Source organism: Coprococcus sp. RTP21281st1_F1_RTP21281_210402 (assembly GCF_040915325.1).
GTDB classification, from domain to species: domain Bacteria; phylum Bacillota; class Clostridia; order Lachnospirales; family Lachnospiraceae; genus Coprococcus; species Coprococcus aceti.
In genome coordinates, this window is the sequence record NZ_JBCPDQ010000011.1 from 45,553 (window position 1) to 60,211 (window position 14,659).

At 45.4% G+C, this 14,659-nt stretch carries 13 protein-coding genes; 4 read left to right on the top strand and 9 right to left on the bottom strand.

Translation table 11 applies throughout. The features are described 5' to 3' along the window. Window positions 1–401 precede the first annotated feature (401 nt). Window positions 402–1,181 carry a YlmH/Sll1252 family protein gene (locus tag AB5150_RS13670; RefSeq protein WP_368292068.1) on the top strand — a complete coding sequence of 260 codons (780 nt, stop codon included), beginning with the start codon at window positions 402–404 and terminating at the stop codon, window positions 1,179–1,181. An 11-nt stretch (window positions 1,182–1,192) separates the two neighbouring features. Here AB5150_RS13670 and AB5150_RS13675 read toward each other — a convergent pair whose 3' ends face one another. From AB5150_RS13675 to glgB, 6 genes are all read right to left on the bottom strand, one after another. After that, window positions 1,193–1,879, bottom strand: a complete 687-nt coding sequence (locus AB5150_RS13675) for a LytTR family transcriptional regulator DNA-binding domain-containing protein (RefSeq protein WP_055222313.1) — start codon at window positions 1,877–1,879, stop codon at window positions 1,193–1,195. Beyond that, on the bottom strand, window positions 1,873–2,172 hold the full coding sequence (locus tag AB5150_RS13680) for a helix-turn-helix domain-containing protein (RefSeq protein WP_022215971.1): 300 nt from the start codon (window positions 2,170–2,172) through the stop codon (window positions 1,873–1,875). Before AB5150_RS13680 ends, AB5150_RS13675 begins: the two co-directional genes overlap by 7 nt. A gap of 154 nt (window positions 2,173–2,326) precedes the next feature. Next, window positions 2,327–3,496, bottom strand: a complete 1,170-nt coding sequence (locus AB5150_RS13685) for an NADP-dependent malic enzyme (protein WP_022215972.1) — start codon at window positions 3,494–3,496, stop codon at window positions 2,327–2,329. A 139-nt stretch (window positions 3,497–3,635) separates the two neighbouring features. After that, window positions 3,636–5,456, bottom strand: coding sequence for a bifunctional homocysteine S-methyltransferase/methylenetetrahydrofolate reductase (locus AB5150_RS13690; protein ID WP_349818646.1), 1,821 nt, complete (start codon window positions 5,454–5,456; stop codon window positions 3,636–3,638). 234 nt (window positions 5,457–5,690) lie between these two features. Next, window positions 5,691–7,250 (bottom strand): ABC-F family ATP-binding cassette domain-containing protein, encoded by a 1,560-nt coding sequence (locus AB5150_RS13695; RefSeq protein WP_055280133.1) that lies wholly within the window; start codon window positions 7,248–7,250, stop codon window positions 5,691–5,693. A 12-nt stretch (window positions 7,251–7,262) separates the two neighbouring features. Then, complete coding sequence (glgB, locus tag AB5150_RS13700; RefSeq protein ID WP_349818647.1) at window positions 7,263–9,140, bottom strand: 1,4-alpha-glucan branching protein GlgB; 1,878 nt, start codon at window positions 9,138–9,140, stop codon at window positions 7,263–7,265. A 313-nt stretch (window positions 9,141–9,453) separates the two neighbouring features. On the opposite strand from glgB, the gene AB5150_RS13705 reads away from it, so the two are divergent. Continuing rightward, a complete protein-coding gene (locus AB5150_RS13705) occupies window positions 9,454–9,987 on the top strand; it encodes a TetR/AcrR family transcriptional regulator (protein WP_015534540.1) in 534 nt (177 codons plus the stop codon). A gap of 20 nt (window positions 9,988–10,007) precedes the next feature. Here the strand turns inward: AB5150_RS13705 and AB5150_RS13710 are convergent, their stop codons facing one another. From AB5150_RS13710 to AB5150_RS13720, 3 genes are all read right to left on the bottom strand, one after another. Further along, window positions 10,008–11,027, bottom strand: coding sequence for a PTS sugar transporter subunit IIB (locus AB5150_RS13710; RefSeq protein WP_349092866.1), 1,020 nt, complete (start codon window positions 11,025–11,027; stop codon window positions 10,008–10,010). 39 nt (window positions 11,028–11,066) lie between these two features. After that, complete coding sequence (locus tag AB5150_RS13715) at window positions 11,067–11,867, bottom strand: DNA alkylation repair protein (protein ID WP_015534538.1); 801 nt, start codon at window positions 11,865–11,867, stop codon at window positions 11,067–11,069. A 62-nt stretch (window positions 11,868–11,929) separates the two neighbouring features. Further along, window positions 11,930–12,883 carry a D-2-hydroxyacid dehydrogenase gene (locus tag AB5150_RS13720; protein ID WP_055147368.1) on the bottom strand — a complete coding sequence of 318 codons (954 nt, stop codon included), beginning with the start codon at window positions 12,881–12,883 and terminating at the stop codon, window positions 11,930–11,932. 257 nt (window positions 12,884–13,140) lie between these two features. On the opposite strand from AB5150_RS13720, the gene AB5150_RS13725 reads away from it, so the two are divergent. Both AB5150_RS13725 and AB5150_RS13730 read left to right on the top strand, forming a co-directional pair. Beyond that, window positions 13,141–13,392, top strand: coding sequence for an acyl carrier protein (locus tag AB5150_RS13725; RefSeq protein WP_015534536.1), 252 nt, complete (start codon window positions 13,141–13,143; stop codon window positions 13,390–13,392). 39 nt (window positions 13,393–13,431) lie between these two features. Beyond that, the gene (locus AB5150_RS13730) at window positions 13,432–14,475 is read left to right on the top strand and encodes a hypothetical protein (RefSeq protein ID WP_015534535.1); all 1,044 of its coding nucleotides are present in this window, start codon (window positions 13,432–13,434) and stop codon (window positions 14,473–14,475) included. Window positions 14,476–14,659: the final 184 nt, after the last annotated feature.

Genomic DNA, 14,659 nt, shown 5'->3' on the forward strand with positions numbered 1-14,659 from the left:
GATTTCTACGAATTTCGTGCTAAGGGAACCCTCCGTCTATCAAAATATAAGTGATTGTCTTTTTTATAACCAGAAGGCTTGTTGATCACAACTCATCTCCTTGTTATGCCCATATACTATCAAAACACTTTGAAATTGTAAATACGCAAAAATTTATAAAACGAAGGCTTTTTTTTGTGGTAATTTATCAACAGTTGCGCATTTCAATAGTTTTTAGAAGATTTTTGAATGCAAAATGATTGTTTTTTTCACGTTTGAACGGTTTATTGTTCATTATGATCACTTTTCGCAACAATAAATTTCAGATTATCGTGCAAAGCTGTCAAATTCGTTTGACTGTTGGCGAAGATCGGAGTGTTGTAATATAATAGTAAGAAGTCAATCATCTCGGAGGACATGCTATGAATGAAAACGATATTCTAAAGGGGCGGTTAAAGGATCTGGCAAATGCCGCCTTCCGCCAGAACAGATATACATATACTAATTTTCTGAGTGCTGCAGACATGGAAGTATTTTACAGCAATCTTGAACAGTTGTCATTTGCAGGATATACCATCTTTGGAGGCAGGGAATTCTGCGACCGCGTTATGATCGCCTTTGGAAATGAAGCCGACTGCGGCTACGCACCGGCTTTTCCCATCTGCACCATGAAGGTTTCCGCTGTTTCGGACAAATTCTCAGATGATCTGAACCATAGGGATTTCCTTGGGGCACTTATGAATCTTGGCATTGAGAGGGAGATGGTGGGCGATATACTGGTCACCGAATCCACTCATTCTGACAAACACAACAATGCCTATATATTCTGTGTGGACACTGTTGCCGATTATATCGCAGAAAATCTGACAAAGATAAGGCACACAAATGTAAAATGTACTTTTTGCAGCACCCAGGATACTGATGAGATACAGATAAAAAAGGAACCTCTGCACATAATCGCAGCATCTGCAAGAGCTGACGCAGTGACCGCCACAATAACAGGCCTTTCAAGAAGCAGCACATCCCTGTTGTTCAGGGAAAAGAAATTTTCACTAAACAACAGGTTGTACGAAAACATCAGCCACCAGTTAAAACCGGGCGACGTATTTTCAATACGTGGATATGGCAAATATGAATTTGTCGAGACAGGCAGCGCAACCCGGAAGGGCAGACTGAACATAGAATTACTCAGATATATTTGATCTTCTAACAACTAGCAATTGATCAGTTCATTGTAGTATCTTTTCACATCAGCGCGTCTTGTTGCGCTGATGTGTATACTTTTACCATTTGTCAGTATCATTTCATGAGCCGTGCATCTGCTCACATGATCCGGATTTACAAGATAGGATTCATGTGGTCTGATAAATCCCCCGTAGCCCACCTTCATGCGTTTTTCCATCTCGCCAATACTTCCATAAAAAACATATTTTTGTTCCGTTGTGACCAGATTTATGCGACGCAGTTCGCTTTCAAAATACATTATGCTCCGGCTATCTACACTGTATCTCACCCTTCCGGATACAAATGTGAATCTTCTCTCATCCCGGCTCCCCTCAACCGCCATCGTCATCACCTTTTTGAAATTTGCCGCATTAACAGGTTCATACAGAATATAACACGGTTGGATATCATACAATCTCCGGTTTATTCCTGCTGCTATCATCACGAGACTACCTACCCTGCGGTCTTTTTTCAAGACATCGGCCACATCCCAGGAACGATACACCACCACTACATCGTAAATTCCTTCAAGATCCATGTCGACCATGATCGCATGCACATTGTCATAATATCTCACAGCGCACACACATCCCGCATCTCTCTGCCATATACCCATGTACTCCTGCAACAACGGGCTCATTACTTTCTCCTCACTGTACACAGCAATCTTCAGCATATCTCCCTCCAAAGCTGCAGAAGCTTCCGCTCCTGTTCATCCCGGATAACGATTTCCTCCCTCGGAGTCACATCCTCCTCCATCACATCGATATCCCATATGAAATAATCACATGTGCGGTTAAGCACCCTCGACAACAGCACCAGCCGCTTCAGGCTCGGCAGACTTCCGCCATTTTCAAGACGGCTTATATATTTGCCATCTGCATAGATAAGATACCCCAGCTCCTTCTGTGTGAGGTTCATAGACTTGCGGGCATCCTTTATTCTCTGCCCAATAATAACACTGTTCAATTTTTTCTCCTCCCTATCCGTCCCCGCGGACAACAATATTACTTTACAATAAAATCGCAAAATAAAAAACCGCATCCCATGCGGACTTTCCACATAAGATGCGATTTTTAGTACACTTATTTACTAAATATTTCGAAAAACTTTATTTTTATTCTTATTTTGTAATTCCAAGCTTTATTGCCTCGTCAGCTACAGCCTTGGCAACCACCTTAGCAACTCTCTCGTCAAATGCTCCAGGAATGATGTAATCCTCCTTGAGCTCATCATCTGTTACAATGGATGCGATAGCCTTGGCTGCTGCCATCTTCATCTCTTCAGTTATGCCTGTTGCCTTGGCGTCCAGGGCACCTCTGAATATTCCCGGGAATACTAGAACGTTATTGATCTGGTTTGGATAATCCGAACGGCCCGTCGCCATTACTCTTACTCCGCCCTTTGCCGCTTCCTCAGGCATGATCTCAGGTGTAGGGTTTGCCATGGCAAATACTATAGGATCTGCTGCCATAGATGCAACCATCTCTGCTGTCACGATATTTGGAGCTGAAACTCCGACAAATACATCCTTACCCTTCATTATCTCGGCAAGAGAACCTGTCTGTCTGTCCTTGTTTGTAATCTCTGCCATCTCTGCCTGTGCCGGATTCATCCAGTCCTGTCCAGGACACAGAGCACCCTGCCTGTCCACGAGAACCACATTGCCTATACCGAGCTGAAGCAGAAGCTTACATATTGATATACCTGCAGAACCTGCTCCGTTGATAACCACATTTGCCTCGTCAAACGGCTTGCCGACAAGCTTTAACGCATTGATGAGTCCTGCTGACACAACGATAGCTGTACCATGCTGATCGTCATGGAATACAGGAATGTCAAGTTCTTCCTTAAGTCTTTTCTCTATCTCGAAGCATCTTGGAGCTGATATATCCTCCAGATTGATTCCGCCAAATACAGGTGCAATGCGCTTTACTGTCTCAACGATCTCATCCACATCCTTTGTGTCAAGGCAGATAGGGAATGCGTCAACTCCGCCGAACTCCTTGAAGAGTATGGACTTTCCTTCCATTACAGGTATAGCTGCCTCAGGTCCTATATCTCCCAGGCCGAGAACCGCTGTTCCGTCTGATACCACGGCAACCATGTTGCCCTTGCATGTATATTTGTATACGTCAGCCTTATTGTCACGGATCTTTCTGCAAGGCTCTGCAACGCCCGGTGTGTAAGCTGTGCTCAGATCGTCTCTGTTCTTCACTGCCACCTTGGACACTACCTCTACCTTACCCTTGTGCTCCTCATGCATCTTAAGACTTAAACTATTGTAATCCATGTCTGTTCCTTTCTGCGCACCCGCGCATCCTGTATTTTATCTACTGTATATATAACAGCGCCTCTCCTATATAGCGCTGCTCCGGAATCCCTTTTTCCCCGGCAACACCGCTTATTCCATAATAACCTTGACTCACATTTTAGTCAACGATATGTGCCAGCATATGTACTCTGTTGAATGGGAACGAGAAGTAATATCCATCTGCAAAATCCGAAGTGTACTCAAGTATATCTCTGGCGATCTGTATGCCGCACTCCTCGCCTTCCTGCCTTGTGGCATTTCCACTGTATCTCTCTATAATCTCGTCCGGGATCTCTATGCCCGCCATCTCATTTTTCATGAACAAGGCATTTCTCCTGCTGACAAGCGGCATGATTCCCACAAGTATTGTCGCGCCGGTCTCAGCCTTCATGTCTCTGAGGATCTGTGCCTGCTCTCTGGAGAACACCGGCTGTGTCAGAAAGAATTCAGCCCCGGCTTCCATCTTTCTCTTTATTCTGTCTATCTCAAACTTTGTGTTAAGTCTGTTCTGGTTGATTGCTCCGCCGTAGGTGATCTTATCCCCGCTGAACACCTCTTCGTTCATAGACTGCAGCAGCTTCATCATTCCGACTGAATCAAAGTTGAACACGCTCCTGGTCGTCTGTCTGAACATGACCGGAACCGGATCACCTGTTATGACAAGGAAATCCTTTATGCCATTAAGCTGTGCACCGAGCACGCTTCCCCTTATGGCTATGGCATTCTTATCACGGCAGCACAGATGCGGCATGACCCTAAGTCCTGTCTCCTTATGCACTTTCTCCGCCATGAGTATGGAATCCGCTCTGGTTCTTCCCGATGGCGAATCAGGGAATGTCACCACATCCACATGTGACTGCTTAAGTATATGGGCTGCATCAAGCAGCTTCTGATCATTGACATCCACCGGAGGTGCCAGCTCCACAGCAATCAGCTTGTGCTTGTGTCCGTCGGCATTTTTTGTGGCTGCCCCGCCACGCTCCAGACGTCCTTTGAGGAAATTGTCCTTTACAGCACTGTCAGCCTGTACCTTTTCCACATGAACCTTGGCAGCCTTTGCAATATCTCCGGTTTTCACCCGTTCCATGATCTGATGTATGTATTCAGGATTTGTTCCGCAGCATCCTCCTATGATATCTGCACCAAGCGCCGCTATGTCCTGGATCTTATCTATGAATCCCTCTTTGTTGTCATTGAACACCAGTCTGCTCTGTGTAAACTTCGGGTATCCCGCATTCGGCATGACTGATACAGGCTTTCCGCAGTCTATATCCAGCTTTTTCAGAAGCTGAAGCATATGGTACGGACCAACTCCGCAGTTGAATCCAACACAGTCCACGTCCTGATTTCCTGCCACCTGGGAGAGCAATGCCCTTGCCGAAAATCCACAGTTGCTGTACCCAAACTGGTTCACGCAGAACGACACCATGACCGGCGTGTCCTTTCTTGCCTTCAGGTGCTTCACCACAGGCTCGAGCACATTGAACTCAGGAAATGTCTCAAACCAGATGATATCCACTCCCATGTCCTGCATCGCCTCACCCAGCAGCTTGTACTGTGACGCCCTTTCATTCAGTGTAAGACCGGCATCCGCAGGTATTGGGCCTATATCTCCGGCAATGTATACCTTTTTGTGATCCGTTCCAGCTTCGCCGTCCGCAGCCTGCTTCGCAAGCTTTACCGCCGCACGCACATTTGAAATGACATAATCCGTGTCAGCATCAAGGCTCGCTGTATTTGCCGCAAATGTATTTGTCCTTATAAGCCCGGCTCCCACCTTCACATACTCTTTATGGATTTCAAGTACCCGCTCCGGGTGGCGCATGTTTGCAAGCTCAGGAGCGACAGTTCCCTGCTCTCCGTACATTCCCACATAACAGGTTCCAAATGCCCCGTCTGCAACAAGTAATTTATCCTTTAAACTCTCAAGTATATTCATCTAACATCTCCATCCTAATATTATTTTTCACCTGCGTCTATATCCGTACGATTATACAGTACTTTTTGAGCAGATGTATCTATTTCTACGCTGAGTGCGCATTTATCTTTAGCACTTTACCATATTAAACTGTCCTATATAGAATAATATAGGAATTGCGATTAGTCAAATTTACGCTAAAAAATTGCCAGGTTCAAAAAATCTATTTGAACCTGACAATTTTATAATATCTGATCACTGGAGCAGCGTGTACTGCTCCAGATTCCACACGTCTGTCACAAGGCCATCATAAAATTCAGGCTCATGACATACCAGAAGTATAGACCCCTTATACTCGGAAAGAGCACGCTTCAATTCATCCTTGGCATCAACGTCAAGATGGTTTGTCGGCTCGTCAAGCAGAAGCACATTTGTATCAGTGTTGATTAACTTGCAAAGTCTCACCTTCGCCTGCTCGCCGCCCGAGAGGACCTTCACCTTGCTCTCGATATGCTTGGTGGTAAGTCCGCATTTGGCAAGAGCCGCACGTACCTCATACTGGGTATATCCCGGGAATTCCTCCCAGATTTCCTGCAGGCATGTATTCTCGCTCGGCTTAACCTCCTGCTCAAAGTATCCAATGTGCAGATAGTCGCCAAGCTGCGCCTTGCCGGATATAGCTGGGATAAGTCCAAGCACACTCTTCAGGAATGTCGTCTTTCCTATACCATTCGTTCCTGTGATGGCTATCTTGTCACCGCGCTCCATGCGGAGATTCATCGGTTTGGAAAGCGGCTTGTCCTTGCTGTAACCTATCACCAGATCATCAGTCTCGAATATGACCTTACCAGAGGTTCTCGCTTCCTTGAAGTTGAACTCAGGCTTCGGTTTCTCACGCTCAAGCTGAATGACATCCATCTTGTCAAGTTTCTTCTGTCTGGACATAGCCATATTTCTTGTGGCAACCCGGGCTTTATTTCTCGCCACAAAATCCTTCAGCTCAGATATCTCCTGCTGCTGCTTTCTGTACGCAGCCTCAAGCTGGGATTTCTTCACCGCATACACCTCCTGGAACTTGTCATAATCGCCGACATATCTGCCCAGCTGACAATTCTCCATATGGTATATGATATTTACAACTGAATTCAGGAACGGAATGTCATGGGATATAAGAATAAACGCATTCTCGTATTCCTGAAGGTATCTCTTGAGCCACTCTATATGGTGTGCATCAAGATAATTCGTAGGCTCGTCGAGCAGAAGTATCTCCGGCTTTTCAAGCAGAAGCTTCGCCAGCAGAACCTTGGTTCTCTGTCCGCCCGACAGCTCAGTTACATCCTTGTCCAGTCCAAGCTGCAACAGGTCAAATGCCCTGGCAACCTCCTCAACCTTCGAATCTATTATATAGAAGTCATGGCTGTCCAGAAGATCCTGAAGAAGTCCCATCTCCTCAAGAAGAGTGTTCATCTCATCCTCGTCAGTGACCTCCGCCAGCTTGTCACATATCTCATTTATCCTCTTCTCCATATCGAAAAGTCTGGAGAACGCATCCCTCAGCACTCCGCCTATGGTCATGCCCGGCTCAAGGACCGTGTGCTGATCCAGATATCCGACCTTCACATTCTTCGCCCAGGTCACTGTACCCTCATCCGGCATGAGACTACCCGTAACTATATTCATGAAGGTTGATTTACCTTCACCATTTGCGCCGACAAGCCCTATATGCTCACCTGCCAGAAGTCTGAATGACACATTTTCAAATATTGCCCTGTCACCAAATCCATGGCTAAGGTTGCTTACATCTAATATCATAATCTCTCCTTTTTACTAATCCACCGGCTTTAAATACATTACAGACAGAGCTGGAAGATCAAAGCCGAAGTCACCGCATACGCCCTTGATACTCTTCACGGTGTCTTTAGTGTTTCCACCGTATTTATTCCAGTCCGTGTTCATGAGAACTTTCATGGAATTGCCCTCGCCGTATCTGAAATGATAATCCCTGTATGTATTTCCTGATAGGTTCATGACTACTACTATCTTATTTTCCTCAATAACTCTCTGGAATATATATACAACATCCTGCTCTTTGCCACAGAGTATCCAGTCAAACCCGTGAGGATCATCATCCCACCCTGACAGCGCAGTCTCTTTCAGATAGAGCTTATTCAAATCTTTTATAAATCTGTTAAATGAATCGTGGTTCGGGTATTTCAGTATATCCCAGTCCTGCTCACGCTTCTCGTCCCACTCTCTTAGCTGGGCTATCTCGTTACCCATGAAGTTAAGCTTCTTGCCCGGATGCGCATACATGTAGGCGTAGAGCGCCTTTGCATTTGGGAATTTCTCTTCATATGATCCCGCCATCTTCTGGGCTATGGTTGCCTTGCCATGTACAACCTCGTCATGCGAGAGTGGCAGCATGTATCTCTCATTATAAAAATACATCATGGAGAATGTCAGCTTGTGATACTGGTCGCCTCTGCAAAACGGCAGAGTTCTGAAGAAATTCAATGTGTCATTCATCCAACCCATATCCCATTTGTAGTCAAATCCCAGTCCGCCGTATCCGACTTCCTTGGTGGTTCCCTTGTAGTCCGTGGAATCCTCGGCGCAGAGAATACATGACGGGTGTCTGTCCTTAAGTCCCTGGTTAAGCCCCTTTATAAACTCAACCGCCCTGTCATTTACACCTCTAGACTCGTCGCCCATCCAGTAGATTATCCTGCTGATGGCATCCATTCTTAGGCCATCAAAATGATACTCTGTGAGCCAGTAATTCGCCGCACTCTTGAGAAATGTCTGAACTTCTCCCTTGGAATGGATGAAATTCTTACTACCCCACTCGCTGTAGCCCACATCATCGGTCGGATGCTCATACAGATTGGTTCCGTCATACTTTGCAAGTCCATATCCATCCAGTGCAAAATGCACAGGCACATAGTCCATGATGGCACCTATGCCGTTCTTGTGAAGCGTGTCGATGAGGAACTTCAGGTCATCCGCCGTTCCGTATCTAGCCGTCGGACTGAAGAATCCGGTATTCTGGTAGCCCCATGACTCATCACATGGATGCTCCGAAAGCGGCATAAACTCCACATAATTGTAGCCCTGCTCTTTCAGATATTCCACAAGCATCGGTGCTATCTCTCTGTATGTATACCAGCCCTCAGCAACTCGGTCAGTCTCAATGACTTCTTCCGGTGTCAGCTGTTTTCCATTCTCATCATACACCGGCTTGCAGTGCCATGAGCCCATGTGCATCTCATACACATTGAGCGGACCACCCTTGCACTCATTCCGTGTCCTCATCCATCTTGCATCGCCAAATGTATACTCATCCATATCTCTTATTATAGATGCAAATGCCGGTCTCAGCTCCATGCCGAATCCATACGGATCACAGTGATCCACACAATATCCATCTCTCTGGTATATCTTATATTTATACATCTGTCCGGCCTTTGCCCCCGGCACAAAACACTTGAAAAAGCTGCCATCGTAACACCTCTCCATGGCAGTCTCTCCCCATGAATTGAACTCACCTGTAACCGTCACCGACTCCGCATTCGGTGCATACGTCACAAAGTCCACTCCTGTCACTGCTTTCCTCCTGCTCTTGCCCACGTTCTCCTTCACAACGTGTGCGCCGAGCTCATTGTAGGCATCAAAGCACCTTCCCGAATAAAACTCATACAAATCCATAACTTTTCCTCCATACAAAGTTAGTATTCAAGTTCCATCATCCAAGCCCTCTCAGTCATTTCTTGACTGTAGTAAATTACCTTCAGTATACCGTTGCACATCCGCTATATGAATATTCGTTTTTTGATAAAAGTAAAATAATTTACTCCAGACAATTATTGACAATTAGATTTAATATTTATATACGTTTTTTTGACTATATCTTTCTTTTGTTGTATTCTATATTATAATGCATAGAGCATCATCAGGGCGCTTACAGCCATTTATAATCATTACCCGCGTACAGCTTTTGTATGATCAGAAAGGAGCTTTTATGGACAGAAGGATTCAGCGTACACGCAACAGCTTATTCAGCGCATTTATCGAACTGCGTGCCACCAAACCTGTGGAGAAGATCACAGTGAAGGAACTCACAGAAAAGGCCAATATCAGCAAGCAGACTTTCTATCTGCATTTTCAGGATATATATGATCTGTCGGAATACCTCGAAAATGATGCTCTTCTGTCCCTCATCGGTGACATTCCAAATCCAGAATATATGCTTACCAATCCTGCAGAAGCAAGCAGGCAGTTATGCAACGCATTTATCAACCAGGGACATTTGTTCTCCATACTCTTTCCTGATGACAATAGAAGCTATGGAGTCCTGACCAACAAGCTCGACGCCCTCATCAAGGAGAAGATATATGACGCCCGTCCCGAGTTCAGAGATGACCTTGCCAAGAATGTTGAGGTGTCAATGTTCGTACAAGGCTGTGCTTATACTTTCCTGAAATACAAAGATCAGGATGCCGCTATGGTCATAGATACCCTTGCTGGGATCATAGACAGGGCAACCAGAGCGTAAATAAATGGCATGTGAGCTTTTCAGACGACAAGCTCGCATGCCACATATTCATAATTCACTTTCTCTCTCCGGTTTATCTTAAGCTGATATCCTTTATCTATGCCACCAGAATGACCTGTATCAGCATTTTCATCGGAATGTACCTCCAGCACAGCATATACAGTTTCGCCTCTGCCAGCAAGCGTCTCATATGGATACTCTGCAAGCAGCCTTCCTTTTCGCACCTTCTCACCATCACCACATGTAAGTCTTATATCTACATAGCTCTGTGTCCTCTGCCATCCGGTGTCGATCTCTGATATCAGATATATCCTGACCACGTATCCTTCCTCAGATGTACACTCTATCTGACCTTCTCCGGCTTTACTATATCCAGCCTTGCAGTCAAACGGCGCTCTGATCTCTCCCCGTGTGGCTCGAATCGCACACAAGCCGACACTCCCGTCTCCCAGGTTCTGTAGGCAATGTATATCAGATACGCGCACAACATCACCTTCAACAGGCACATACACCTTCTTAAGCACTCTTTCATAATCGATCTCAGCCTCCTGTTCAATATTATCTTTCCTGTGTCCATCTATATATCTTCCAAGCTCTCGGCATATCCTTTCCACCTGATCCTCATAGAATACCTGCACCTGCCTGCCCTTTGCCAGTATTCCCAGAGCTCCTGTGGCTTTCAGTTTTCTCCTGTCCACCAGCGCCCCGTTGTTCACCGTAACTCTAAGTCTTGTATCACTGCTCCTCAGACTGTAAATATTTGCTGTTCCTCCCAAAGCTCCAGCAATGGCAATGGCTACAGCATCACCATCGATGTAGTTATCCTCCGATGAATACTCCCTGTCCTCCCGCTCATCCTGACTATCTTCCAGACTGCCTGAGGCATTTCCCCTGACGTATTTTCTTATCCATACGGTCAGACATACCGCAGCCGCCAAACAGACAATCACCAGCACCATTGCCACCATAAACTCATTTTCAATATTATTGATCTCAGCCAAAGCAAAAAGGACATCCATATCCGCATTCAAATTTCTCATAAGAATTCCTCCTGCAAATATAATGTCCTTCTCTTAATTTTAATATTCATTTATAACTTCCGCAAACCTGTTCACATCCGCTTCCGGCAGCCTGTATATCTTCTCTATCTTGTTCTTCGTCATCTCCAGAATCTGCCTGTCAAACTGTGCACCTTTTATGTACTCAATCGTCTTGTCCGGGAACACGAAATAGCTCTCCGCCAGGCCAAAGGCTACACCGTCCTTTGCATAGTAGCCGCCATCCTGCATATGTTCAAATGCATAAAGGCATTTGTCGATATACTTGTCATTCACAAAGTAGCACTTCAGCATGATAGCCACGAACCTGAGTCTGAAGTCATCGGACATATCCTGCCAGGTTCCTACTGCGATGCCTCCCTGTCCCTCTGGAATCTCTGCCTCCTCCTTCTTTCTCCACGCAGGATTCAGCTCGGAATCTCCCATATACTTCATGATGAATTCCCACACTATCTCCGGGTACATGGATGCCGCCACAAATGTACTGCAGAACGAGTCACACACCCACCAGTTGTCTATCTTGGGAACAAATTCATCGGCATATGCAAGTATCTCCTCCAGCTTGCCCTGTGCGAATCCAAGGACAAGCCCCTGAATGACCACATCCTCCAGCGTATCATCCGGCGCATGCTTCAGATACTCCTTCCAGTTTATGTCGGCTATCTGTCTGGCTATCTCCTTCAGGTCATCCAGCCTCACACCTATTATATTGCCACAGCCCGGAAGGTTCATGGCCAGATATTTGCCAAATTCCGGATCCATGTGCTCATACAGTTCAGACCTAACCAGTCTGTTCACATCCTCAAAAGAACTGCTCTCCATCTTCCTGATCTATCCTTTCTTCTTACAGCTAAATTTCTGCTCAATGGCTAATCTTATTCTTTTTATACTGTATTTACAGGCTTTCCATTGAGAAACGCCTCTATATTGCCACCCGCTATATTGAGAAGTCTCTCCCTGACCTCCTTCGGTGCCCAGGCGATATGTGGTGTTATGATCACATTCTTTGCCGTGAGAAGCGGATTGTCCGCCGCCATAGGCTCCTGTGCTATGACATCCACCGCGGCTCCAGCTATACGTTCCTCGTTCAGGGCATCTGCCAGATCCTTCTCCACTATGCAGCCGCCTCTGGCAGTGTTTATGATGAATGTAGTCTTCTTCATCCGGCCTATCGCACTCCTGTCTATCATTCCCTCCGTCTCAGGGAACAGAGGACAGTGTATGCTTATCACATCCGACTGTGCGAACAGTTCATCCCTCTCAGCCCAGCTTATCCAATCGCCATCCGGCAGGGCTTTCCTCGTCCGGCTGTTCACCAGCACCCTCATGCCAAATGCATGTGCGATCTCAGCCACCTTCATACCTATACTGCCATAGCCTATGATACCCATAGTCTTGCCCGCAAGCTCCATGGTCGGCATCACACTGTAGGAGAAATCCTTACTTCTCACCCAGCCACCGTCCTTCACTGACGCATCATGCGCCCCGACCCTGTTTGCCAGTTCCAGAAGCAGTGCAAATGTAAACTGCGCCACAGCATCCGTACTGTATGCCGGAACATTTGTAACCACTATGCCGTGCTCATGTGCCGCCTCCACATCGACCACATTGTAGCCGGTGGCAAGCACACCTATATATCTGAGGTTCGGACAGGCCTCGATCACAGCCCTGTCTATCACCGTCTTGTTCGTTGTTATGATCTCCGCATCGCCTATCCTTGAGACCACCTCTGACCTGTCGGTTCTGTCATACACCGTCAGCTCGCCATACTTGCCAATACTGTCCCAGCTAATATCGCCGGAATTCGCCGCACATCCATCCAGAACAACTATCTTCATGTCCATCACCCTGCCTTATCGTATATTGTTGTTCTATATTTTACATCAACTGTCTGATTTTTTTAAAAAAATTATAATATTTTATTCAACTATACCATATTTTACACCATATACTTCACGGTAATTTTAACATTTAACACAAAAATGCACAAATATTTCTGTACGGATTGAATAATTTTATTGAAAAATACTGTCAAACACATTAAAATATAAGTAACGTGCATTGGTAACATATCAAAACGAATGGGAGGTTTGAAATGGACAAAGACACATTAACAAAAAAAGTATTGGAGGTTTTTTCTGATATTCTTCCAGACATAGATGCGGGCAAGCTGGACATGACTGCAGAACTCACCACCGAATATGGCGTGAATTCCGTTTCCATCATTCAGTTCATCGTCGGACTTGAGCAGGCTTTTAACATTGAATTTGATGATTCTGAGCTTGCACTTGGTCTCTACTATGACATGAACGATGTAGTCAAGGCTGTAGCAGCCAAGGTCAGCTAACATCACGTAATCTTAATATGAAATGGAGGTAATAAGCACATGAGCAAAAAGATTTTGCCAATAAGCTATCCAATGATAACATCCTGGCAGTGGCATGCCACACTTTTCTCGATCATAGGGGACGACGAGAAAGCCAAGAATTGGATATTCAGCAATTATATACAGTTAAGATGTTACAACATCGAAGAGATCTTCACAGGAGATGAGATGCTTCTTGCAGATATGATGCCGGGAAGCAGTTCACTTAAGGAATGTCCTTATCTTCTCTTCTCTCTCATGACAAAGGAGCAGGTGGAGAGCTACTGCGGAGATATTCTCACTTTCATCAAGAAGACCATCAATCTGGGCGGATATGTATACGGAGTATTTGACGAGGCTAAGATCCTCTGCGATTCCGGTGCCGACTACAAATTCCCACACGAGCTCTTCATCTACGGATATGACGACGAGGAGCAGCAGTTCTATGTTGGAGATTTCACATTTGGCGAGCATTATTCCTACTCAAAAGTATCATACTCAGATGTGAGAAACGGCTACGACACAATCACAGCCCAGGAGGATCATATTTTCAAGGACGACTACAAGGGACGCCGTGGAATATACGTGATCCAGAAGAATCTGGCTGATACATACTACGAACTCGACACACAGTATATCAAGGATACCATCATCGAGTACCTTGAGTCAAAGGATACCAAGAATCACTTCCGTATGATGAGGAATCGTTTTAAGGACACAGTATTTGGGGTTGATGTCTACGATGCGGTTCTGAAGCAGATCGGCAAGCAGCTTTCAGCAGAGGATCCAGACTTTGATATACGTGCTCTTCACATCCTGTATGACCACAAGGTTCTCATGATGGAGAGACTCAAGTACATGATGGATCACGGATATATCGAATTCAACGGTGATATCCTGAATGATTATATGGAGGTTGAGAACACCATGCTCACCGCCAGAAACCTTCTCATCAAGACTTCCATCACAGGCAAGGTTGACTGTATGGACAGATTTGAGAAGTACCTTATGGGTGCAAAAGAAAAAGAGATCGCAGTTCTGGGCAAAGTTGTTGAGCTTCTGTAATCTCATATCATTCTTTTCATGTTTTCCCTTTGCGGGGCAGTCCTATGGCTGCTCCGCATTTTTTTGCGATTTTACATTATTTTATAAATAATTTCTTCCAAATTATCATTTACTTCTATATACTGTTTAATAAATGGTTTTTCGGCAGTTCAGGAATACCTGGCATTGTCACATTGGAGGTTTT